The organism is Labrenzia sp. PHM005 (assembly GCF_006517275.1).
Taxonomy (GTDB): Bacteria; Pseudomonadota; Alphaproteobacteria; order Rhizobiales; family Stappiaceae; genus Roseibium.
In genome coordinates, this window is sequence record NZ_CP041191.1 from 986158 (window position 1) to 1008188 (window position 22031).

Genomic DNA, 22031 nt, shown 5'->3' on the forward strand with positions numbered 1-22031 from the left:
CTCTCCATTTATAGGTGTTTTATAAGTTCTGTTGTGAGTGTCAGGATTGCAGCTCCGAGCAGTGCGAAGCCGACGGGAGCGGTGAGATAGCGGCCGAGCTGCGGCAGCTTTTCAAACGTCATCAGCACCATCGCAAGGCCCATGAAGGCGAGGTTCATGGTGCCCGCGACAAAGGCGAGCAGCATCAGGGCCCAGCAGCAGCCGAGGCAGACGGCACCCAAATGCAGGCCCATGCTGACCGCGCCGGAAAGCCCGTCCTGCCATTTGCCCATGAAGAACATCAGCGGGCTATGGCACTGGTTGAGGCAGGCTTCCTTCAGTTTGCTGAACTGATATGCGCCGGCGAGCGCCAGAAGTGCGGCGGTTAGATAGACTTCAGAGCTGCGGCCGAACGGATCGAGCCAGCCTTGCGTATCCAGTGCGGCCTGAAGCAATGCGGCGGGGATCGAAAAGCCGATCCAGACAAGCAAGTATCCGGAAAGGAGAGCTGCAAAGCCAGACATGCTGGCGCCCTGCGTGTGGGTCAAATCCAGATAAGTTTTCAAGGCAGGGGCAATGGTCGGCGCCATCATCGCCAGCGACATCAATCCCCACATGGCGATCAGGCCTGGGAGGCTGGTTTCCGCCGCCGGGCGGCACAGCGAGGCAAGGTAATCAAGACCAAGCGCCTGCCAGCCCTGAGGCAGATCCAAATTTGGCTGCATCAGGAACAAGGCTGCCCACGCGCTCAAGACCGCAACAAAAAACGCGATCCAGGCCACTTGGCGCCGGTCAAAAGCGTGAAGGGCGATTTGCACCCAATGTCCTCCCAGTTTGTTGTCAAAAAGGCTGCTCGCATTGAATACAAAAGTCAAATATTTAATTGTCAGACATTTAAAATAATTACATTGACCCTGTTCCTGTGCGCGGCCTAGTCTTGTAGAAATGTCCGCAAATGGCTCGCGGGGCACAAAAGGAGACACCATTGGCAATCGAATACCAGGCGATCCGCAAGGAGGGGCTGTCGACCCAGATTGCCAATGCGATCCGCAAAGCCATTATGGATGGCGCCCTCAGTGTCGAAGAGCGATTGCCCAGCGAAACGGAATTGGCCGATAGATTTGGTGTCTCGCGGGCAACAGTACGAGAAGCCATGAAGCGGCTCGCAGCTCAAAACCTGATCCGCTCCGAACGCGGAGCATCAGGCGGGGCGTTCGTCAACCGGATCACCTTTGATGAAGCGCGTGACGATCTGGTCAGCACAACCCGGCTGTTGATCGGTATGAACGACATCCCCTTCGAAGATGCCATCGAAGCGCGTTACCTGCTGGAAGCATCTTGTCTGCCGCTTGCCTGCGAAAACCGCGGCAATGAAGAACTCAACGCAATGTCAGACGAGATTGCTCTCCAAGGCGGCGATCTTTCGGATGAAGATTTCTGCGATTCCGACGTCCGCTTTCATTCAACGATTGCTAAGGCGACTGGAAATCCGCTGCTGATGTTTCAGGTGGCCGGAGCCATTGAGGCCATGCAGCCCTTGATGAACATGCTCGTCTACCGCTTACGGGATAAAAAACACATTGCCGGCCTGCATGGCCAAATGCAGGCGGCGTTGAAAGAGCGAGATGCGGCGGCCGCCCAGACGATCCTTGATGAGATCGCCGCTTATACCCGTCAGCTAGCGGCTCTGCGGCGTAAACCGAAAGATTGATCCTTCCTAGTTTGAAGCCCCACCGCTAGTGATCCATTCAGCGGCCCATTCCGTAGACGGATCAGCACCTATTTGGGAGCAATAGGGTGATAACGGTCTACTACGATGGCAAGTGCGGCCAGTGTTCGAGAGAAATCAGTTTCTTCAAACGGCGCACGCCAAAACAATCAATCGTGTGGCATGACATTGCCAACGAGCCGGACCAACTGGCTGACACGGGCCTTAGTCAGGCGGATGCGCTGATGTTCATGCATGTGCGTGACGCGGATGGTGTGATGCAGAGCCAGGTTGATGCGTTCATTGTCCTCTGGCGGCAATTTCCGGGCTGGTCATTGCTTAGCCGGCTCGTCGCTCTTCCCGGCGTCTACCATCTAACCGGTGTTCTTTACCGCGCCTTCGCAGAAATTCGCTTCAACCGTTATCCGCATTGCCAGGCGAGCTTGGACCAGGCGTGAGCCTGCGGGCTACGTACTCTGATCAGCAGTCAGCTGGTCCAAATGTTTTTCGATCTCGGTGATCACCGCCTTGGACGTCGGCTTGGCCGGAGTTGCGAACCAGGAGACCAAAGCGCCGTCGGGTCCGATTAGATATTTATGAAAATTCCAATTTGGGCGGGCAAGAAACCCAAGTTCGCGGACGGCCCATTGATAAAACGGATGGGCAGCCTTGCCGCGTACAGATGTCTTTGCGGTCATCTGGAAGGTTGCACCGTATTTGGCTTCGCAATAGGCGGCGATGTCGCCGTCTTTCCGCGGTTCCTGGCCACCGAAATCATTGGACGGGACGCCCAGCACCACCAGTCCGCGGTCGGAATATCTTTCGTGAAGTTCCTGCAGTCCAGAGAGCTGGCCGCTGAAGCCGCAAGCCGTCGCTGTATTGACGACCAGCACAAGCTTGCCTTCAAACTCCTTCATTGGCAGGGATAAACCGTTTGCGAGCTCAAAACTATACTCATGGGCACTGCCGCTCTGAGATGCCGTATCGGCGGCAATGGTATTGCCTGTTAGGGCAAGAAAGCCGGTAAGAACTGCGGCGGCGGGGGCGAACCGGGGCATCGGCAATCTCCTCAACATGATTTCTCGATTGTCGTACGGCTGATCACCGATCTCAGTTCACCTGCCTGTGCTGGGCAATGAGTTTTCCGGAACAGTCTGCTGCTAATGGTGCCACAAAACAAATGGCTTTGCGGACTGAGCAATGATCGATTGCCCAGAAATGATTTTGTTCCAGTAACTTAAATTGGTGATAGCAAGTCGTCGCGACTTACAGCCTAAGACTCAGGCGTCTTTTGGGGCGCTATTTATGAATGTCAGATAGCCTAGTTTGGGCGTCTGAACGTGCGAAAACTGCGCTGATCGGCAGTGGAGCCAGTGTCATTGATCGGCCGGATCTCGGAGACGTCCATGTCGAAGGCCGCTGTGATTGTCACTTGGCCATCCAGCAAGGTGATCGTCTGACGGGATAGGTTCATATCGAGCCGGCCGCTTAAAAGGACAGGTTTATAGAGTTCGGCTTCGGACCAGTCGTCTTGAAGCTTATAATAGATCGTCTGATTGGGGGGCGGCGCCGGAACATGACTGCACATGCCATATCCTGAGACCAAATAGCCGTACTGGGCCGATCCATCTGCACCTATGACCGGGATAACATAGCCGGTGATTGCGATATCTTTGCCGACGAGATCCGGATTGCCCTTCAATAATGCTTCGGCCTTCTTTTTGGCGACAGCCTCCCGCTGCGCCAACAGAAGATCCGTTTCGATCCCCGCATCCGTCAGTTTCTGTTCTTCTTGCCTCAAGCGGGTTTCTGCCTTGGACCGGTCATCATCAGTGAGATCGCCGCGTTCAAGCAGTTTTCGTAGACGGTAGACCGCGGCGATCGATCGAAGGTCCGTGAGGAAAAGCGCTTCGAAAGGGTCTTCGAAGCGGGCGGCTGCCGGGTCTTTCAGGTCAATCCAATCAATTGGTGTCACCGCCACTGCTGGAAAAGCGGTAAGCACCGACATCAAAAGGATCAGTCCATATCTCATCATTCCTGTATTCTATCCGGGTCACTATGGACTCGCCAATCACATAATGAGTGGTGCAACTGCAATTAAGGATTGCGAAACCTATACAAACACTTCAATTCTCAGAGGGCTCATGAAATACTTCGCACACGCTTACCAAAACGCGGATGCCTCCTCCGATGCCGAGTTGGACGAGATGCGAAACCTCCTTGGTATCATGGCCGCGCATCCGGATTTTCAGGCGTACAAGAGAAATTCCTATGACGCCCTTGACCTGAAACCAGATGCCAAGGTTGCCGATGTTGCCTGCGGTCTGGGATTTGATCTGCCGTACCTTAAAGACCGTGTCTCTGAGGGGACCGTGACAGGGTTTGACCTCAGCGAGAAATTTCTTGCCGCGGCAGAGTCCCGGATAAATGCGGTGAATGGCAGGGCCGATCCATCGATCCTCTTTAAACAAAGTGATATCCAGACCATCGACAGCAAGCCGGGTGTGTTCGATGCCGTCCGCGTCGATCGCTCTCTTCAGCATGTATCCAGCCCGGAAACAGCAATATCGGAAATGCTGCGGATCGTAAGACCGGGCGGGATACTCTGCGCTGCTGAACCGGATTGGGGCAGTTTTGTCATAGGGTCCAGCTACCCGGAGATCGCCGATAAGGTTGTCAGTGCTTATGCGCAGGCCTTGATCAATCCACGGATCGGCCGGGATTTGATCGATTTGATTGGTTCGCGGACCGCTCTAACTCATCACAGTGTTCATCCGCTTTTGCTGAAAACACTGCCTGATGCCAGCCGGATCTGTGTTCTTGAGGACATTACCGCCCGGTGCCAAGAGGCGGGCACAATCACCTCAAAAGAAAGAACTGCCTTTTGGCAGGATCTTAAGGAGCGCGATGCTTCTGGCCGGTGTTTTGCGCTTCTGAACATTCATCTTGTCGCTGGGCGCAAACCCTGATTTCCGGCGTTCTTGACCTCTTGAGGCTTGACCCGGCCGCCCCCATGTCCCTATGTCCGGACATCGACATGCCGGAGAGCTTAGATGGAATTTGAACGCGCCCCGAACGACCCGACCCGCAAGGAGCTGTCACCGCTGCTAAAACTGGCGCTGGAGCTTGGGCCACTGGCCGTCTTTTTCCTGTTCAATTCCCGGGGCGAGCAGATCGCCGAAAATTTTCCGGTTCTGCAAATGATCGGTGAGCCGATATTTCTGGCGACCGCGGCCTTCATGGTGGCGATAACCGTTTCGCTGGTCGCTTCGCTGTACCTCACCAAACGTTTGCCGATCATGCCGCTGGTCTCCGGCGTGGTGGTCCTGGTCTTTGGCGCCCTAACCCTGTGGCTGCACGATGAGCTCTTCATCAAGCTGAAGCCGACCATCGTCAACTGCCTGTTCGGCGCTATTCTTCTGGGCGGCCTTTTGTTCGGCAAATCCCTGCTGGGTTATGTCTTCGACAGTGCTTTCAAGCTGACCGATGAAGGCTGGCGCAAGCTTACCTTCCGCTGGGGTCTGTTCTTCTTTGTGCTGGCGGCCATCAACGAGATCGTCTGGCGCAGTTTTTCGACGGATTTCTGGGTCAGCTTCAAGGTGTTTGGCGTCATGCCAATCACCCTGATTTTTACGCTCACACAGCTACCACTTATTCAAAAACACGCGATTGTTGAGGATGAAGAGGGCGCTTGAGTTTGCTTCACGTGGTAGGATCTGATCTTCCCATCGGCCTTGGAAAATTAATTCAAGGACTGGATCAGAGTGATACTGCTCCATGGACAAGCCAGATTGCCAATCGACAATCACGTGCCCCAAATGCGGGGACTCGCGATTGGAAACAATGCCTAAGAATGCGTGCCAGTGGTATTATGAATGCACTGCTTGCGGCGTTCTTCTGAAATCAAAATCTGGCGACTGTTGTGTCTTTTGTTCCTATGGAACGACACCCTGCCCACCCATTCAGGCAGGGAATGCCTGCTGTTTGAATCCTTAGTCGGTCTTCAGTGCATCTCCCCGTGATGACCAAAAGCAACGTCGCGGCGGGCGCCGGTGATGGAGATGGAAAAGCCGGCGATCACGTCGATCAGCGCGATCACCATCAAAATGAAAAAGACGGATGTGGCCGCTTGTGGAACGATCAGGAATTCCACCAGGAAGGCGACGAACACCAGCACCGACAGCATGTGATCGACGACGGCGGCCTTGCCAATCCGCGTGGCTTTCAGGATTTCGATGAACAGGAAGAATAGCCCGGCCGTGATCAGGAGATCGCTGGCGAGCAATTGGAACGTGGTACCCGACGCCATTCCGATCGAAAACACCGGATTTGACCAGAAACCTGGATCAGCAGCGCCGGAGGTAAAGGCAAAGCCGTTGTAAATGAGCAAGGCAAAAAGGGTGAATGGCAAAGCGGAAAGTAGGCGCATATTCGGTTTCCATCGGTTTTGATACCAAACATGGACCGTTGCTTTAAAGGCGGACCAAGCCGGGCAGTAAAAATTGTTGTGTGGCGGGAGGACGTGACCCCTCGCGGCCGCATTCGGCCGGCACTACCGACTTTGCGCCACCACATCAGAACTATAGTGTTATTGCGCAGCAGACCAAAAAAGAAAAAGGCCGGCCTGTCGGAACAAGGCCAGCCTCAATCTTGTTTTGCCATACGGCGATCCTGCCAGATCAAGTCATGCTTTCTAGGCGAAGCCTGAAAGCACAAAAATCTTAGGCGTCGTCCTTAGCGGACAGGATCTGACGGCCCCGGTACATGCCAGTCTTCAGATCAACGTGATGCGGACGGCGAAGTTCGCCCGAATCCTTGTCTTCGACATATGTCGGCTGCTTCAGGGCGTCCGAAGAACGGCGAAAACCGCGCTTCATGCGCGAGGTTTTTCTCTTTGGAACGGCCATTTTGTTTTTCTCCGTGGTCCATAACCATGCGGCCCGGACCGGGTAAGCCCGGGGCGTGGCTGCACGCAGGTGTTCGAATGCGCGGCGTTATACAGGCAACGCCAACGTTTTGCCACCCCATTGATGAAATTTTCTTTGGCTTTGATACGTCAGTCTTTTGCAGAGTGCCAGCCACCTGGCGTTATTTCCCCAGAACGCACTCAAAAATGGGTCCGGCGCTGCGGACTCTGGCGATGTTTTTTGACGATAACCGCCGGTGTCCGGCAGACGGGTTTGCCGGATTGCGGCCGCGCGGATTGGGCAAGGCCGTGGCAAGGCGGGCGGCTTGTGTCTGGCTTAGCCCCTTTGCCGGTTTGCCGAACCAGGCATGGGCGGCGGCTTCCGCGCCAAAGATGCCCTCGCCCCATTCGGCGATGTTCAAATAAATTTCCAAAATGCGTTTTTTGGTCAGAACCGCATCCAGCATCAAGGCGAGCGGTATTTCCATGCCTTTGCGGATGTAGGACCGGCCGCTCCATAAAAAGAGGTTTTTGGCTGTTTGCATGGTGATCGTGCTGGCCCCGCGCGGTCGCTCGCCGTCCCTCAAGGCTTCCACCTGGTTCTTCAGCGCGCCCCAATCCACACCATGGTTGAAACAAAATCCGCCGTCCTCAGATGCGATCACCGCTTTGATCAGATTGGGGGAGATGTCTTCAAGTGAAACCCATTGCCGGTCCACCCAAAGCAATTGCACATACCGAGCGAGCATCAATGTGCTGACCGGAGGGACCACGGAATACATCACGGTGAGAACCGGCGGCAAAAGGATGAAGATCACACCGAGCTGAATTATACGTCTGCGGACGGTTTTCCAGGAAAACCATCCGGACGTTCCCTTGCGTGTCTTGGCCTCAGCCCGTGCCATTCAATTCCCGTTCATTGTCGACGATGAAGTCCCGGATGACCGGTACGGCATCGCGTTCCTTGGACAGAAGAAGCTGCATAACCATGTTTGATCCATGCAGGAAGCCCAACTCGGCTGCGCAGAGATAAAACTCCCACATCCGGCAAAAGCGTTCGTCATAAAGATCCGCAGCTTCCTGCCACTTCTCTAAAAACCGGATGCGCCAATCCCGGCAGGTATAATAGTAGTGCAAACGCAAGATTTCTGCGTCGCAGACCCATAACCCAAGCCGTTCGGTGGATGCAAAGACTTCCGACAGCGCCGGTACATAGCCGCCGGGGAAAATGTATTTGCGAAAGAAGGGGCCGGTTGTTCCTGGAGGGGTCATGCGGCCGATAGAATGGATCACCGCAAATCCGGTGTCTCTCAGGCATTCCCGGACTTTCATGAAGTATTCGTCCTGATGGCCGATGCCAACATGCTCCATCATGCCGACAGATATCACCCTGTCGAATTGGCCTTTGAACTCGCGGTAGTCTTTCAGGACGAAGGTCACCTTGTCTTCGACCCCTGCTGCACGCACTCGTTCTTCCGCGATTTTCACTTGCTCCGGCGAGACATTGAGGGACGTTACTTTGGCACCTGCTTGGGCCATACGGATGGCGAGCGATCCCCAGCCTCCGCCAATTTCCAAAACCTCCATGCTGGGTTTGAGATCCAATTTGGCAACCAAGTGGGTCAGTTTGGCGTCTTGTGCCTCTTCCAGGCTGTCCTCAGGTGTTTTGTAGTAGGCACAGCTGTAGTTCAGCCCGTCATCCAGGAACAATCGGTAAAGGTTAGTCGATAGATCATAGTGATGCCGCGCCTGCTTTTTGGCCCGGTCGACGCTGTTGGCTTGTTGCCGCCGCCTGAAGGCCTTCCAACCCTTGCGCAGCAGTCCTTGAACCGGGTGGGCGCCAAGCGGGGCACGATTGATGGAAAACAAAAACAAGAAATCATAGCAGGTGGCGCCCTCTTCCATGGTGAGGGTCCCCTCCATATAGGCTTCGCCTGCCGCGAGCTCCGGGTTGAGAAACAAAGATCTATAAAGCTTCTTGTCGTGCAACCTGATCGTCACTGTTGGTCCGTTTTCACCGGATCCGAATTCGTGAAGCCCACCGTTCACATCATAGACCCGCATCCGGCCATTCTTGATGAAGGTACGGAGTAAGCTGGACAACAATTTCATACGTCAAATCTCCAGGAGAATGAGGCCTGGCGGCCAAAGAAAAGCAAAAGCGGACAAATTCCAAAGACAAGCCTTGACGATACAGCGAATTGGCTTCAGGGAAACCCCAAGTGTGAAGACTGTGAACTCGGCCTTGGAGCCTCGTGTGACATTTGACCTTAAAACCCATCTGGCAAATCAAGCCGGACGTGTGGAAACGGCCCTGGACACTCTGCTGCAAGAGGCGGTCAGCGACGGAGAGATTTCCAGACCGCAGCGCTTGATTGCCGCCATGCGCCACGGTGCGCTCAACGGCGGCAAGCGGCTCCGGCCGATATTGGTTATGGAAACCGCAAAACTCTTTGGTCGGTCGGACGATGGTGTGGTTCAGGCGGCTTCCGCACTGGAACTCATTCACTGCTATTCGCTGGTTCATGACGATCTTCCAGCGATGGACGATGACGATCTGCGCCGTGGCCAGCCGACCGTGCATAAGGCTTTTGACGAAGCGGCGGCCATTCTGGCCGGCGATGCGTTGCTGACGCTCGCGTTCGACGTCATCACAGAAGATGACATCCATAGTGATCCCGCTGTCCGCCTACGGCTGGCCCGGGAATTGTCGCGCGCAGCCGGGATCGGCGGCATGGCCGGTGGCCAGATGCTGGATCTGGAATCGGAGCACCGGGAGCGCTCTGAAACTGAAATCCGGCATCTGCAATCGATGAAGACCGGAGCACTGCTCCGCTATGCCTGCCGTGCCGGCGCCATTTTGGGGAATGCACCGGAGGACGATGTCGCACGGTTGACCCGGTTCGGTGAAATCATCGGCCTTGCATTCCAGTTGGCAGATGATCTTCTGGATGTGGAAGCCAGTCCGGAAGTCATGGGCAAGGCGACCGGTAAGGACGCGGAAGCCGGCAAAGCAACGCTCGTTGGTCTGATGGGCATTGAGAAGACGCGTGCGGAATTGCAGGCCTTGCTCAATGAAGCGCATTCACTGCTGGAAGCTTATGGCGATAGGGCGGCTGTATTGCATTCGTTGGCAGATTATGTGGTCAACCGGGACAGTTAAGTCGAGGTGCTAGCCTTCCCGGTCAAATGATGCGCAAACCGAGATCCACGTCTCACGACGACGGGAAAAGCGCAGTAGCCCCGCGTTAAAGCGTGCCTAATCGCCCGCGTGTCGGCCAAAGTCTGGCGCGTCGGTTTCCTGACCGGCTTCAATGATCGAGCGGCGGATGCTGCGGGTTCGTTCAAACATCTCAAACAGCTTGTCACCATCGCCCCAGCGGATCGCGCGCTGAAGGGCCGACAGGTCTTCTGAGAACCTCGACAGCATCTCCAGGATCGCCTCTTTATTGTTGAGGCACACGTCCCGCCACATGGTCGGGTCGGATGCGGCCAGCCGGGTGAAATCGCGGAAACCGGAGGCAGAATATTTGATCACTTCGGATTTGGTGACTGCTTCCAGATCATCGGCGGTGCCGACGATGTTGTAGGCAATCACATGCGGCAGATGAGAAACGATGGCCAGCACCAGGTCGTGGTGTTTGGGGTCCATCTGATCAACATCCGATCCGCAGCCCTGCCAAAACATTTTCAGTTTTTCTAGAGCTGCTGGGTCGGTGCCTTCCGGAGGCGTTAGAATACACCAGCGCTGGTCGAACAGCGTCGGAAAGCCGGCATCTGGGCCGGACTGTTCAGTACCCGCGATCGGATGGCCCGGAATGAAGTGCACGCCCTCTGGCACATGCGGGCCAATCTGCTCTACCACAGATCCTTTTGTGGAGCCGGCATCTGTCAGGATCGCACCTTTTTTCAAAGCCGGAGCAATCCATTTGGCGACAGCCTCATTGGCACCGACCGGCACACATAAGATGACAAGATCAGCGCCTTCGACCGCAACCGCCGCATCGAGTGAATAGCTATCGCCAAGGCCAAGTTCTTCCGCACGCCGAAGCGTTTCTTCCGACCGGGTCGAGATCGCAATTTCTTTCACAAGGCCACGCTGGCGCGCAACTTGGGCAAGAGATGACCCGATCAGGCCAATGCCGATCAGGGCCATACGCTCAAAAATGGGGGCGTCTGTCATAAGGTCAGTTTTTACCGTCAGGCTTGCGCCAGGAAGTCTTTGAGGTGGGCGACCACAGTCCGGTTTGCTTCTTCGCTGCCGATGGTCATACGGATTGCATTCGGCAATCCATAATTCCCCACCATCCGCAACACGCAGCCGCGCTCCAAAAGGTAGGCATCGGCATCGGTTGCCCGCTTTCCGTCTTCATCGGAGAAGTGGACCAGAACGAAGTTGCCGACGCTCGGCGTGACTGTGAGGCCGAGTTTTTCCAGTTCTTCTGTGACCCAAGGCAGCCATTTCTCATTGTGTTCGACAGAGTCGGCGACAAATGTCCGGTCGCGGACCGCGGCCGCTCCGGCGGCAATCGCTACACCGGACATATTGAACGGACCGCGAATCCGGTTCATGGCGTCAATGATATGGGCCGGGCCAAAGCCCCAGCCAATGCGCAGATTGGCAAGGCCATAAATCTTTGAGAACGTGCGGGTCATGACCACGTTTTCAGTGGTTGCCGCAAGTTCAATGCCGCTTTCATAGTCGTTGCGGCGGACATATTCGCCGTAAGCTGCATCGAGAACCAGGAGCACATTTGACGGCAGGCCTTCGTGCAGACGTTTGACCTCCGCGAATGGCAGATACGTGCCCGTCGGGTTGTTCGGATTGGCCAGGAAAACCATTTTGGTTTTTGGAGTCACCCGTTCCAGGATCGCATCGACATCGGTGGTCAGGTCCTTTTCGGGTGCAACAACAGGTGTCGCACCGGCGCCGCGGATCGCAATCTCATAGACCAGAAACCCATGTTCGCAGTAGATCGCCTCATCGCCTGGGCCAAGATAGGTATTGGCCAGCATGCTGAGGATTTCATCTGATCCGGCGCCGCAGATGATCCGGTCCGGGTTGAGGCCGTAGACTTCGCCGATGGCGTCACGCAATTCAGACGCATTGCCGTCCGGATAAAGTTCCAATGCCCCGGTCACGGTGCTGAGCGCGGCAGAAACGGTCTTGCTGGTGCCAAGCGGCGTTTCGTTGGACGAGAGTTTATGAAGCGTTTTACCGTTCGACCCTTTTGACTTGCCCGGAACATAAGGCGCAATGTCCAAGACGCCCTGTTTCGGCTGCGGGCGGTTTTCGGCACCTGCCGGATTTGCTTCATTCACTGCAATCGTCATGTCATTCATCCCAAGTCCCCGTTTTCTGCGGGGTCAAACACATCTTCCGGATCACTGCCGCTATCAATCGGTGCGGCATAGCCACCAACACATCTCAAGACATCCGGCGCGGCACCCGCTTCAAGGCAGGCCGCCAGGACAGCGTCTTCGGGCAAGTCTCCAGTTACGGCCAACAGCGCATCAACCCCGTTGGCTGACCGGTAGAAACTCAAAACCTCGATCCCTTGGTCCATCAATCTTCCTGGCAGACGGTCGGACCACCGCGCGTCATAAACCGCAATGTCCGGCTTGTCGATCATACTGTCGGACTTTGCCAGCACCAGAGCTGGTAAATCGGCAGGCCGTTCGTCCATCAACACGAACGGCAGACGTGCGCGGATTTGTGCGCCGCTGTCATTAAGCCCGCGCCACCAGGGCAATTCTGCCCGGTCACTTAAAGCCACCAGGCCGATGTCGGACGCAGAATCGGTAACGGCTCCCGCAACATCCGCCGCATCACTTCCTGGGACCAACTCAACGGCAAAACCGAAATAATAACGAGCAAGGTCCAGCATGCCGACAAGGTCTGCGGTGCCATCCAGATGAACGGTATTTTCCTTTGACAGTCTGGACCCGGCGGACAGGATCGACCGCCAGACCGCTTCCATGGTGGTCAATGGCAGATCGCCATGATGACGCTCGGCCAGATGCCGCATCACTTCGGCATCCCGATCCGGATCAAAGGCCTTCTCAACCAGACCGGCTTCGGACTGCAACGCGCGTAATTGCTCAGCTGCTTGATTGCGCTCCAGCACTGCTTCGTGAATCCGGGCGTCAATATCGTCTATGCGGGCACGGGCAGTTTCCCTTGATGCGCCGCTGTCCGGGCTCGGGGGCATGAAAACTTCCTCAGGATCGACCAACTGCGGCCGATAGTCATAGGCATCCGGCCGACCAAAGGCAAAAGAAAACGGAAGTGTCTTTTATCTGATATCTGATTGTGTCCGTCGCACCGGCTTCAACCCGGTTGCCGCACCATCTGGAATGAACACCGGACGCAAAACTCCAAGCCGACTTTTTTTTCCATCTGCGGGCAAGCTACGGAAAACGACTTTTTCCGCTTCCATAATCAAGATACCGGCAAATGCTGGCCAGAACCGGTGACCCAGTGCTTCCCAGGTCCGTGCCGCCCTTTGGATGCCAATCGAGCGCGATGGGGGCATGAACAAGGCTTCAGAATCGTCCGTGACATTGAATTGGCAGTTTTTCAAAAGCTCTTTGAGTTGGCGGCCAGAATATGGCCGGCCGTAGCCGAAGGGTGAGAGTTCCGAACGCGCCCAAAGGCCGCGCCGGTTGGGCACAACCGCGATCAAACGCCCGCCTGGGGCCAGAACCCGCCAGGCTTCTCTCAGCATGGCAGATGGATCGGAACAATGATCCAGCGCGTGCACCAGCATGATCCGATCAAAGGTTGCATCGTGAAACGGCAGTGCGCCGTCTTCGATTAGGGCACAGGCGTTGTCTTTTTCCCGCGGCCAGTGAATGGCGCCTTGCGGTGCAGGCATTGCTGCGACCAGCCGGTCGGCGGAACCAAGATATGGCCGCATGAACGGCCCTGCATAGCCTATCCCTAAAAGGCTTTGTCCCTTTATATCCGGCCACATGCGCTCCACTGGCGCGCCGATCAACCCCCGCAGCAACTGGCCCAGTGGTAAATCATAAAAGGCACGCAGATGAACAACGTCGAGATACATATAGTCCGCCCGAAGGATAAACGCGCCGCGATTGAACAGTGATCCGCGCCATAGCGCAAGACTTCTGATTAGGGTTGCCGTCCGCCTTCCACTCTTGCTCCGCGGTTCGGTCTTTGCCACTGTGCAGCGAAACTAAATATTCGGCCAAGGAGCCTTCCATGTCCCTCAGCGGCACCACAGAAATCCATCAGTTCACGTGTTTGGATGACAACTTCGGTGTTATGATTCACGATACCGGCAGCGGTACAACGATCGCAGTCGATGTCCCCGATGCCGCTGCCTATGAGGCCGCATTGGCGGAAACCGGTTGGAATCTGACCCATATCCTGATCACCCATCACCATTGGGATCATGTGCAAGGATTGGGCAAGCTCAAAACCCAAACAGGAGCGACCGTCATCGGGCCCGAGAGGTCACGGCAAAAGATCCCCGAATTGGACAAGACAGTCGAGGACGGAGACGACGTTCTGTGCGGGCCTTATGAAGTCAAGGCGCTTGCCACACCGGGGCATACGCTCGATCAGATCTCCTGGTACATTCCCTCGATCAAGGTGGCGCATACCGGTGATACTTTGTTCGCGCTTGGCTGCGGCCGGGTGTTTGAAGGCGACAAGGAGATGATGTGGGCTTCACTCGTAAAGCTTTTGCATCACCTCCCGGACGACACCACGATCTACTGCGGTCATGAATATACCGAGGCCAATGCCAAATTCGCTCTGACAATCGAACCTGAGAATGCCGCACTTCAAGCCCGTGTGAAAACTGTGTCCGGCCTCCGGGCCAGCGGGAAGCCGACCCTGCCGACGACAATGGCTGAAGAGAAGGCTACCAATCCGTTCCTGCGCGCTGGTGAAGCCTCTGTTGCCGCTGCGCTGGGCATGGCAGGGCAACCGGCCGAAGCGGTTTTTGCTGAAATACGCACCAGAAAGGACAATGCCTAATACGCGTGCATTGGTGCAATGACGTGTTTTGCAAACACATTTTTTAGCGGTTCCATCAAGATTCTTTGAGCGGACCGCTAAAAACCACAAAGACATGCCCCCATATCACATTTGTTGTGAACCTGTAGGGGCAGAAACCATGACGATTGACCGGTCTTTAGACCATTCCGGACGGACTCCGGAGCAGCGCGCCCAGGATGTGGTGCAAAGAATTGCCAGCCAGGCCGAACCGATTCCGCTCACTCAGGGCGGTGGCCACAAACTCGACATGCAAGTGCTTTACGCCGAAGTCGTTGCCGCCTTGCGCGAAACAGTCGACGACCTGGCTTTTTGTACGAAGAATTGAACTCTCGTTAATCGCGATTTGGTAATTGCAACAGCAATAGGGAACACCTATTGCTGGCAATTCGGCTATCTCGACGAAAACGAATAAAATGCGCCCGTATCAAAAGACGCTTCTAAAACTCTACCCAAATTATTTCGGCGTTACTTTTATTTTTCTAATATTTCTGTATCCGCCACCTGTTCTTATACATTATTTTCTCTATTCGAATATCGAGGAAATGGATAATTCTACAAAGTATATGTTTTTATATACGCCAATTGCGCTTCCTGTGCTCACTTACTTGCTTTATGTCATTATCACTCAAAGTAAGAAATTCTTGAAGTACCCTTCGCTTCTTGTGTTGGACGACGGTCTTCGCTTCATGACTGCACAAAGGAAGTATTTTTGGGCATGGGAAGACCTTAAAGAGTTCAAACTTCTCTCGCATCGGTCGAAACACAACGATCCCCGGAAACACTATTTTCTTCTAACCAATTTTAAAAACAATCGAGCGGACATCGACCTTGCGAGTTCTCATTCAATTTCGCGAGCTGATATTTATCTGGATCTCAGTGATTTTTTCCGCCAAAGGAACAAAAAACGGGCCTACCGATTGCTCAGCCTTTTGAACGAAAACATAAAAAAGAATTCTGCCAAACCATTTTCAAATAACCAACGACTTTTTGGAAACGGACCGTCCTATCAACCAGTTCCAAAGGTAAACGACCGGAGCCTGATCTATTTGTCGCTTCTGTTCATGGTCGGGCTACCAGTCTTGATTTTCTATCCGATGATCATTCTAAAATTTGATCCAAACTTATATTCGGTGCAAATCATTCGCGCCTTCTTGGGTGTCAGATGATCAATGGTAATTTCAAATCAGAGATGTGGAATGCGCATTCAACTAAGTCCTGAAGCTGACCAAATCAAAGACCTCCTGAAATTGCAGCCGCATCCTGAGGGCGGGTTTTACGCGGAAACATTCCGCGATGATGTGACGGACGCCAATGGCAGGGCGGCCTCAACCCTGATCTATTTTCTGTTGCCGGAAGGGGTTTTGTCGCGCTGGCATAAGGTGGATGCGGTCGAGACTTGGCATTTTTATGCTGGCAGCCCGCTGGAACTTTCCATCAGCACAGACGGCCAAACAAAAGAGATCTTCACCCTTGGCACAGATATTCTGGCCGGCGAACGCCCGCAAGGCATCGTGCCGCGTGACGGCTGGCAACAAGCCCGATCCCTCGGCGCCTGGACCCTCGTCGGCTGCACTGTTGCGCCAGGCTTTCAGTTCGAAGGGTTTGTGATGGCCCCGGAGGGGTGGGAACCGGGGCTGTGATTATTTTCCAGGCGTCATTCTTCGCCTGGTGTCATCCCCGCCTTGTGCGGGGATCCAGTTATTTCCAGAGCATCAGGAAATTATCCTGAACAGATTTCGGCTTTCACGGACTATCTCCAGCATAGGAGGCTGTTGATAGGTGGATTGGATCCCCGCACAAGGCGGGGATGACCGATACGGAAAAAAGCTCCGCCTTACGCCAGCCCGGCAATCGCCGATGCAAAATCCTTGGCCGAAAAAGGTTCGAGATCCTCAACGCCTTCGCCCACACCGATGAAATGGACCGGAAGGCCGTGTTTGGCGGCGATGGCCACAAGAATGCCGCCGCGTGCTGTGCCATCGAGCTTGGTCATGACGAGGCCCGTGACTCCAGCGACCTTGCCGAAGATTTCGACCTGATTGAGCGCGTTCTGACCAGTTGTGGCATCCAACGTCAAGAGACAGGTGTGCGGAGCGTCAGGGTCATGTTTTTTGATCACGCGGATGACCTTTTCCAGTTCATCCATCAGCTCGGCCCGGTTCTGCAGCCGGCCGGCGGTGTCGATCAGAAGCACGTCGACTTGCCTTTCGGTCGCTTCCTTCATGGCATCAAAGGCAAGCCCGGCCGCATCTGCGCCAGTATCGCGCGCAATAACTTCCGCTCTTGTGCGCTCACCCCAGATTTTGAGCTGTTCAACAGCTGCGGCCCGGAAGGTGTCGCCCGCCGCGAGCATCACCGTCTTGCCCTCTTCATGCAATTTCTTGGACAATTTGCCGATTGTGGTTGTCTTGCCCGTACCGTTGACGCCGACCATCAGAACCACATGCGGTTTTTTACCCGAATTCAGATCGAGTGGTTCAGCGACCGGGGCCAGAACCTTTTCGACTTCTTCGGAAAGAATTTCGCGGACATCTTCAGGAGAAATTTCTTTGTCATAGCGCCCATCCGATAGACGGTCGGTGATCGCCATTGCCGTATCAACACCGAGGTCGGCCTGGATTAAAATATCCTCCAGCTCCTCCAGCATTGCGGCATCAAGCTTGCGCTTGGTGAAGATCGACGAAATGCCTTCGGTCAGCGACGATGAAGAGCGCGAAAGGCCCTTTTTCAGCCGTTGGAACCAGGAGAGTTTCGGTTCTTCTTCTAAAGGGGCAGCCGGAACTTCTTCTGAAACTGATTCTGTTACCGGTTCGTTTTGAAGTTCAGGTTCTTCAGCTGTCGCCTGCTGTTCCTCAGTTGGATCTGTCTCGCCACCTGAAGGGGCTTCAGCGGCAGCAGGATCGGTCTCGAGTTCTTCCTCTGCAACTTGAGAGCCTTCGTCCGTCTCCGGACCAAGGTCAGCAGAGATCTCAACTTCAGGTGCGATCGGCGGAACCGGTGCCGGAATATCCGGTGCAAGCTCTGGGCCTGTATGTGCGGTTAGGACAGTATCCTCACTGCTCATCGCAGCAACAGGCGCCACTTCCATCTCGACAGATGCGGTCGTGTCATCGGTGGTTTCGGGAACAGCCTGGCCGTCGGCCTGCGTTTCAACGGCTGCAGTCTCCGGTTCTTCCGGCGTATCCTTGCCGCCAAAGAGCCGCCCAAAAAAACCGCGCTTTTTCTCGCTCATAAATCCGCCTTAAAACTCGGCCGCTGATTATGCTGCCTTTGAAAGGGCTTCGCCCAACAGATGGCGCCCGGTATGGCCGATAATCCTTGTTTGCACAATCTCACCGGCAGTGCCGCCAGGCAATTCGACTTGCGTAAACTGTTCGGTGCGGCCCAGACCTTCTTTTTCGATCAGAACCGGACGCAAGCGGCCAACTTCTGCAGCCAAGTGTTTCGCCAAAGCTTCCCCGCCTTTGGCGCGGAGCCGGGCACCGCGGTCTTTGATGATGGATCGATCCAGCTGCGGCATGCGCGCGGCTGGCGTACCCGGGCGCGGCGAAAATGGGAAAACGTGCAAATGGGTCAGGCCGCATTCATCGACGATCTTGAGCGAATTTAAAAACATCTCTTCAGTCTCGGTCGGGAACCCGGCGATAATATCGGCGCCAAAAACCACATCCGGACGCAGTTTGCGGACGTCTTCGCAAAAGCGGATCGTATCGGCGCGCAAGTGCCGCCGTTTCATCCGCTTCAGGATCATGTCGTCACCCGCCTGCAGCGACAGATGGAAATGCGGCATCAAACGGTGATCATCGGCGATCACGTGCATCAGATCGTCATCTGCCTCAATGGAATCGATGGACGACAGGCGCAGGCGTTTCAGATCCGGCACCATTTTCAGGATCTTCGCGGTCAGGGTGCCGAGTTTCGGTTCACCCGGCAAGTCAGCGCCATAGGACGTGATATCAACGCCGGTCAGCACGATCTCGTTGTATCCGTTGCCAACCAACCGTTTGATCTGGTCGATCACAACGCCCATCGGCACAGAGCGGGAATTGCCGCGGCCATAAGGAATGATGCAGAAAGTGCAGCGGTGATCACAGCCGTTTTGCACCTGGACAAACGCGCGGGCACGGCCGGTCAAACCATCAATCAAGTGACCGGCGGTTTCCTCAACGCTCATGATGTCGTTGACGCGCACCTTTTCGGTTTCTGAGATGCCAAAGGCAGCAACATCGGCGTAGGACTTGCGCTCCAGTTTCTCGGTGTTGCCTAGAACCAGATCGACTTCGTCCATATTTGAAAACGTGTCTGTTTCGGTCTGTGCGGCACACCCGGTAACGATCACTTTGGCGTCCGGATTGTCGCGCTTGGCCTTGCGCACCGCCTGGCGCGCCTGGCGGACAGCTTCATTGGTAACGGCGCAGGTATTGATGAGGATGGCGTCTTTGAGACCGGCGGCCTCCGCTTCACGCTTCATCACCTCCGACTCATAAGAATTGAGCCGGCAGCCAAAAGTTACGACATCAATGCTCATGAGGCCGCTTCCGCCTCTTGAACCGCATCCCCCTCGGCCGTTTTGCGCCAAGCGAGTGTTTCCAGATCAACTTCGCCTTCGAATTCAACTTCCGTTAGGCCAGTCATCAGGACGTGATCGTCACTTTCGCGCCATTCAATCCCGATCGGACCGCCGGGCAAATGGATCGTGGTTTTGCGCCCGGCTTTGCCGTCACGAGCTGCCGCAACACCCACGGCACAAGCAGCCGTGCCGCAGGCTAGGGTCAGGCCGACGCCGCGTTCCCAGACTTTTACCCGGATCTGATTGTCATCGTAGATGTGGGCCAGCGATATGTTCGCAGCTTCCGGAAACACTGGATGGTTTTCCAGAAGCGGGCCGACCTTCTCAAGGCCATAACCTTCAACATCGTCGACCCAGAAGATGGCGTGGGGATTGCCCATATTCACGGCGGCTGGCGTATGCAGTACCGGATCATCAATCGGTCCGATCTGCAGTTCGATCGCGCGGGTGTCGGCAAATTCTTCGGCCAATGGGATCTGATCCCACTCCAGGCGCGGCTTACCCATGTCAACCGTGACGCTCTGCGGAGCATCCGCATCAAACGCATGCAGCAGTCCAGCATTGGTCTCTATGGTGACAAAGTCCTTGCCGCTCTCTTCCATCAGCAAACGGCCGATACACCGCGTGGCGTTGCCGCAGGCATCGACCTGGCTGCCATCCTGATTGTGAATGCGCATGAAGGCATCGACACCGCATGTCGAACGTTCCACCGTGATCATCTGATCGAAGCCGATGCCGTTTTCCCGGTCGCCCAATTTGGCAATCTGACCCTTGGTCAAGCGCAGCGGTTTTTCGCGGGCATCCCAGACCACGAAATCATTGCCAAGGCCATTCATTTTCAAAAAGGGTCTGGTTTCAGACGCCATACCGGGTGCACTTCATCTTGAGGGTGTCGGGAACATGGCGTGATTAAACCCGCTCATTCCGCCTTATATGGCGGAATTCTAAAGAAATTACCAGATCTCTTACCCGAAAGGGTTAGCGGTGCAGACCTGCAACTGGAGCATAGATATCCTAGTTGGGCGCAGCATCTGCTTCTGTCCATCTTGTGTTGGTCAAAATGGCGGGTCATTCTGTTAACGGCCGAATTGAAATGCTTCTGGTCCGGTCTTGAATGCATCCCAAAAAGCGACATGTGTCCGAAAGACCGTCAAAGAGTGTATAAAACCGGGATGGGCATTTTTAAAAGCTGGTGGCCATGCCGAAATTGATAGACACAGCAGGAAACGCAATAAGCTATTTGATGGGCCGCTTTGGTGACCTGAAGAGCAGCGGATCGGCAAACGGCAGTTCCTCTATGGAGGATAACTACTCCAATGCCGGTCAGTCAGTGAGGCCGGACCCTGAGGAGCGCCCCAAGCGGCAATCACGCGGCAATGTTATCGGCCTGATAGTTCCCGACATTACCAATCCGTTTTTTGCGCATCTGGCGAAGAATATCGAGATGGAAGCCGCGTCACGCGGTGGGATGGTCATGCTCGCCAATTCGCACGATGATCCGGATATTGAACGTAAACAAGTCCGCGCCATGCATGATTGGCCAGTCACCGGAGTCATAGTCGTTGCAGTGTCCGACGCCAGCCGGCCCTATGAAGCCAGCATTCCGGTCATCTCTTTGGATCGCCGGTACGGCAGTTATCCTCTCGTCGCTACTGACCAGCGGGATGGGGGCCGAAAAGCCGCTGAGCATCTCTATGAACTTGGACACCGGACCATCGCCTACATCGCGGGGCCTGAGACCATGGAAGTTGCCCGCGAACGCCGGGACGGGTTCGTTGAACAGATCAATGATCTCTCCAGTCCTGAAGACCCGATCGATCTAACACTTCATTCAGGGGATTTTGCCTTTGCCGCTGGAGAAACGATCGCCCGTGGTATCTTTCTTAACGTACGAAAAGGTGACCGGACCACAGCCATAGCCACTGCAAGCGACCAGCAAGCAATTGGCGTGCTGCGATGTGCACGCGACCTCGGTATTCATGTGCCTCAGGACGTATCGGTTGTTGGGTTTGATGACATTACTCTGGCTTCACTGGTGGTTCCGCGATTGACTACATTGCGCCAGCCCATCGAAGCGATCGCCTCCCGGGCCGTCGACCAGGTTCTAGCGAAAACGCAACAAAAAACAGACTATGCCATTCGCGGATCTTTGATTGTCCGGGAATCGTCGGCGCAGGCCAGCCGTTGGGAATAACTGCTTGTTTTGCGTCGCATTGTTTCGAGGAATGTCGTCTTTGTTTTAGGCATCTTTTGGGTTTGTCATGGTTTCTCACAAGAATTTGGATTGCATGTCAGCAGTCTGCACGTCATCTGTTGAGCAGCATCTATTTTGGAAGACAGGCCATGACTAATCGCCGGCAGATTTTGGGGCTAGTTGCAGGAAGTGCAGCCACACTGGTGATTTCCGCTGGCCCCTCTTTTGCCAAAGATCCGTTGGCGCTCACCGGATATGATCCGGTGTCCTATTTTTCCGGCCGGGCTCCCGTTAAAGGTACTTCTGACTTCACGGCCAACCATCGCGGTTTGACCTACCGGTTTTCTTCAACTCAGAACCGGGATGCATTTACTGCTGACCCTAAGAAATATGCGCCCCAATATGACGGCTACTGCGCCTACGGCGTCTCGCGCGGCTACAAGGTTGGCGTCGATCCGCTGGCTTACAAGGTCGTAAAGGGCAAGCTTTACGTCAATTACTCCCGCTCCGTTCAGCGTACCTGGAGCCGGGACATTCCCGGGTACATTGCAAAAGCCGAAGAAAACTGGCCAAGTCTGAATTAGGTTTCACGCCGAACTAGGTCGTTGCCATATAAAAAAACTCGGTCAAGAGACTTTGGGCCTG

At 55.0% G+C, this 22031-nt stretch carries 26 protein-coding genes; 12 read left to right on the top strand and 14 right to left on the bottom strand.

The features are described 5' to 3' along the window. Positions 1 to 8: 8 nt before the first annotated feature. On the bottom strand, positions 9 to 797 hold the full coding sequence (locus tag FJ695_RS04270; RefSeq protein WP_209010914.1) for a DUF2182 domain-containing protein: 789 nt from the start codon (positions 795 to 797) through the stop codon (positions 9 to 11). 167 nt (positions 798 to 964) lie between these two features. Between FJ695_RS04270 and FJ695_RS04275 the strand changes: the two genes are divergently transcribed. Next, entirely contained in the window at positions 965 to 1690 is a 726-nt protein-coding gene (locus FJ695_RS04275; protein ID WP_209010915.1) for a FadR/GntR family transcriptional regulator, read from the top strand. Positions 1691 to 1776: 86 nt separating this feature from the next. Further along, complete coding sequence (locus FJ695_RS04280) at positions 1777 to 2145, top strand: thiol-disulfide oxidoreductase DCC family protein (RefSeq protein WP_141184282.1); 369 nt, start codon at positions 1777 to 1779, stop codon at positions 2143 to 2145. 9 nt (positions 2146 to 2154) lie between these two features. On the opposite strand, the gene FJ695_RS04285 is transcribed toward FJ695_RS04280, so the two are convergent. Then, positions 2155 to 2745 (bottom strand): glutathione peroxidase, encoded by a 591-nt coding sequence (locus tag FJ695_RS04285; protein ID WP_141184283.1) that lies wholly within the window; start codon positions 2743 to 2745, stop codon positions 2155 to 2157. Between the two features lie 263 nt (positions 2746 to 3008). After that, positions 3009 to 3722 carry a DUF3299 domain-containing protein gene (locus FJ695_RS04290; protein ID WP_141184284.1) on the bottom strand — a complete coding sequence of 238 codons (714 nt, stop codon included), beginning with the start codon at positions 3720 to 3722 and terminating at the stop codon, positions 3009 to 3011. 109 nt (positions 3723 to 3831) lie between these two features. On the opposite strand from FJ695_RS04290, the gene FJ695_RS04295 reads away from it, so the two are divergent. The 3 genes from FJ695_RS04295 to FJ695_RS28230 all read left to right on the top strand — a co-directional run bounded on the left by FJ695_RS04295 (position 3832) and on the right by FJ695_RS28230 (position 5683). Continuing rightward, on the top strand, positions 3832 to 4656 hold the full coding sequence (locus tag FJ695_RS04295; protein ID WP_168206262.1) for a methyltransferase domain-containing protein: 825 nt from the start codon (positions 3832 to 3834) through the stop codon (positions 4654 to 4656). 84 nt (positions 4657 to 4740) lie between these two features. Beyond that, positions 4741 to 5382: a septation protein A gene (locus tag FJ695_RS04300; RefSeq protein WP_141184286.1), complete on the top strand. Its 642-nt coding sequence runs from the start codon at positions 4741 to 4743 to the stop codon at positions 5380 to 5382. Positions 5383 to 5464: 82 nt separating this feature from the next. Next, a complete protein-coding gene (locus FJ695_RS28230; RefSeq protein WP_141184287.1) occupies positions 5465 to 5683 on the top strand; it encodes a GDCCVxC domain-containing (seleno)protein in 219 nt (72 codons plus the stop codon). A 7-nt stretch (positions 5684 to 5690) separates the two neighbouring features. On the opposite strand, the gene FJ695_RS04310 is transcribed toward FJ695_RS28230, so the two are convergent. The 4 genes from FJ695_RS04310 to FJ695_RS04325 form a co-directional block, all read right to left on the bottom strand. Continuing rightward, positions 5691 to 6116, bottom strand: a complete 426-nt coding sequence (locus FJ695_RS04310; RefSeq protein ID WP_141184288.1) for a hypothetical protein — start codon at positions 6114 to 6116, stop codon at positions 5691 to 5693. Positions 6117 to 6408: 292 nt separating this feature from the next. Continuing rightward, positions 6409 to 6594 carry a 50S ribosomal protein L32 gene (rpmF, locus tag FJ695_RS04315; protein WP_008193743.1) on the bottom strand — a complete coding sequence of 62 codons (186 nt, stop codon included), beginning with the start codon at positions 6592 to 6594 and terminating at the stop codon, positions 6409 to 6411. 181 nt (positions 6595 to 6775) lie between these two features. Further along, positions 6776 to 7498 carry a monofunctional biosynthetic peptidoglycan transglycosylase gene (gene mtgA / locus FJ695_RS04320; protein ID WP_141184289.1) on the bottom strand — a complete coding sequence of 241 codons (723 nt, stop codon included), beginning with the start codon at positions 7496 to 7498 and terminating at the stop codon, positions 6776 to 6778. Then, a complete protein-coding gene (locus FJ695_RS04325; RefSeq protein WP_141184290.1) occupies positions 7485 to 8705 on the bottom strand; it encodes a cyclopropane-fatty-acyl-phospholipid synthase family protein in 1221 nt (406 codons plus the stop codon). The genes mtgA and FJ695_RS04325 overlap by 14 nt, the downstream gene beginning before the upstream one ends. A gap of 145 nt (positions 8706 to 8850) precedes the next feature. Here FJ695_RS04325 and FJ695_RS04330 point away from each other — a divergent pair, with 145 nt between their 5' ends. Continuing rightward, positions 8851 to 9756, top strand: a complete 906-nt coding sequence (locus tag FJ695_RS04330) for a polyprenyl synthetase family protein (RefSeq protein WP_247653790.1) — start codon at positions 8851 to 8853, stop codon at positions 9754 to 9756. Between the two features lie 96 nt (positions 9757 to 9852). On the opposite strand, the gene FJ695_RS04335 is transcribed toward FJ695_RS04330, so the two are convergent. From FJ695_RS04335 to FJ695_RS04350, 4 genes are all read right to left on the bottom strand, one after another. Then, entirely contained in the window at positions 9853 to 10776 is a 924-nt protein-coding gene (locus FJ695_RS04335; RefSeq protein ID WP_141184292.1) for a prephenate/arogenate dehydrogenase family protein, read from the bottom strand. Positions 10777 to 10793: 17 nt separating this feature from the next. Next, positions 10794 to 11936: a histidinol-phosphate transaminase gene (gene hisC, locus FJ695_RS04340; protein WP_141184293.1), complete on the bottom strand. Its 1143-nt coding sequence runs from the start codon at positions 11934 to 11936 to the stop codon at positions 10794 to 10796. Further along, positions 11933 to 12805, bottom strand: coding sequence for a chorismate mutase (locus tag FJ695_RS04345; protein ID WP_141184294.1), 873 nt, complete (start codon positions 12803 to 12805; stop codon positions 11933 to 11935). Before FJ695_RS04345 ends, hisC begins: the two co-directional genes overlap by 4 nt. A gap of 84 nt (positions 12806 to 12889) precedes the next feature. After that, positions 12890 to 13660 (bottom strand): class I SAM-dependent methyltransferase, encoded by a 771-nt coding sequence (locus FJ695_RS04350; RefSeq protein WP_141184295.1) that lies wholly within the window; start codon positions 13658 to 13660, stop codon positions 12890 to 12892. Positions 13661 to 13818: 158 nt separating this feature from the next. Here FJ695_RS04350 and gloB point away from each other — a divergent pair, with 158 nt between their 5' ends. The 4 genes from gloB to FJ695_RS04370 all read left to right on the top strand — a co-directional run bounded on the left by gloB (position 13819) and on the right by FJ695_RS04370 (position 16262). Continuing rightward, positions 13819 to 14601, top strand: coding sequence for a hydroxyacylglutathione hydrolase (gloB, locus tag FJ695_RS04355; RefSeq protein WP_141184296.1), 783 nt, complete (start codon positions 13819 to 13821; stop codon positions 14599 to 14601). A 139-nt stretch (positions 14602 to 14740) separates the two neighbouring features. Further along, complete coding sequence (locus tag FJ695_RS04360) at positions 14741 to 14947, top strand: hypothetical protein (RefSeq protein WP_141184297.1); 207 nt, start codon at positions 14741 to 14743, stop codon at positions 14945 to 14947. A gap of 217 nt (positions 14948 to 15164) precedes the next feature. Continuing rightward, positions 15165 to 15788: a hypothetical protein gene (locus FJ695_RS04365; protein WP_141184298.1), complete on the top strand. Its 624-nt coding sequence runs from the start codon at positions 15165 to 15167 to the stop codon at positions 15786 to 15788. 30 nt (positions 15789 to 15818) lie between these two features. Next, on the top strand, positions 15819 to 16262 hold the full coding sequence (locus FJ695_RS04370; RefSeq protein ID WP_141184299.1) for a cupin domain-containing protein: 444 nt from the start codon (positions 15819 to 15821) through the stop codon (positions 16260 to 16262). A 194-nt stretch (positions 16263 to 16456) separates the two neighbouring features. On the opposite strand, the gene ftsY is transcribed toward FJ695_RS04370, so the two are convergent. Genes ftsY through dapF form a run of 3 tightly spaced genes read right to left on the bottom strand, consistent with a single transcriptional unit; the run spans position 16457 to position 20058 of the window. Further along, entirely contained in the window at positions 16457 to 17854 is a 1398-nt protein-coding gene (gene ftsY / locus FJ695_RS04375; protein WP_141184300.1) for a signal recognition particle-docking protein FtsY, read from the bottom strand. Between the two features lie 27 nt (positions 17855 to 17881). Continuing rightward, positions 17882 to 19150: a tRNA (N(6)-L-threonylcarbamoyladenosine(37)-C(2))-methylthiotransferase MtaB gene (gene mtaB, locus FJ695_RS04380; protein ID WP_141184301.1), complete on the bottom strand. Its 1269-nt coding sequence runs from the start codon at positions 19148 to 19150 to the stop codon at positions 17882 to 17884. After that, positions 19147 to 20058, bottom strand: a complete 912-nt coding sequence (gene dapF, locus FJ695_RS04385) for a diaminopimelate epimerase (protein ID WP_168206263.1) — start codon at positions 20056 to 20058, stop codon at positions 19147 to 19149. The genes mtaB and dapF overlap by 4 nt, the downstream gene beginning before the upstream one ends. 332 nt (positions 20059 to 20390) lie before the next feature. Here dapF and FJ695_RS04390 point away from each other — a divergent pair, with 332 nt between their 5' ends. Continuing rightward, positions 20391 to 21386, top strand: a complete 996-nt coding sequence (locus FJ695_RS04390; protein WP_209010917.1) for a LacI family DNA-binding transcriptional regulator — start codon at positions 20391 to 20393, stop codon at positions 21384 to 21386. A 149-nt stretch (positions 21387 to 21535) separates the two neighbouring features. Then, complete coding sequence (locus tag FJ695_RS04395) at positions 21536 to 21970, top strand: YHS domain-containing (seleno)protein (protein WP_141184302.1); 435 nt, start codon at positions 21536 to 21538, stop codon at positions 21968 to 21970. Positions 21971 to 22031: the final 61 nt, after the last annotated feature.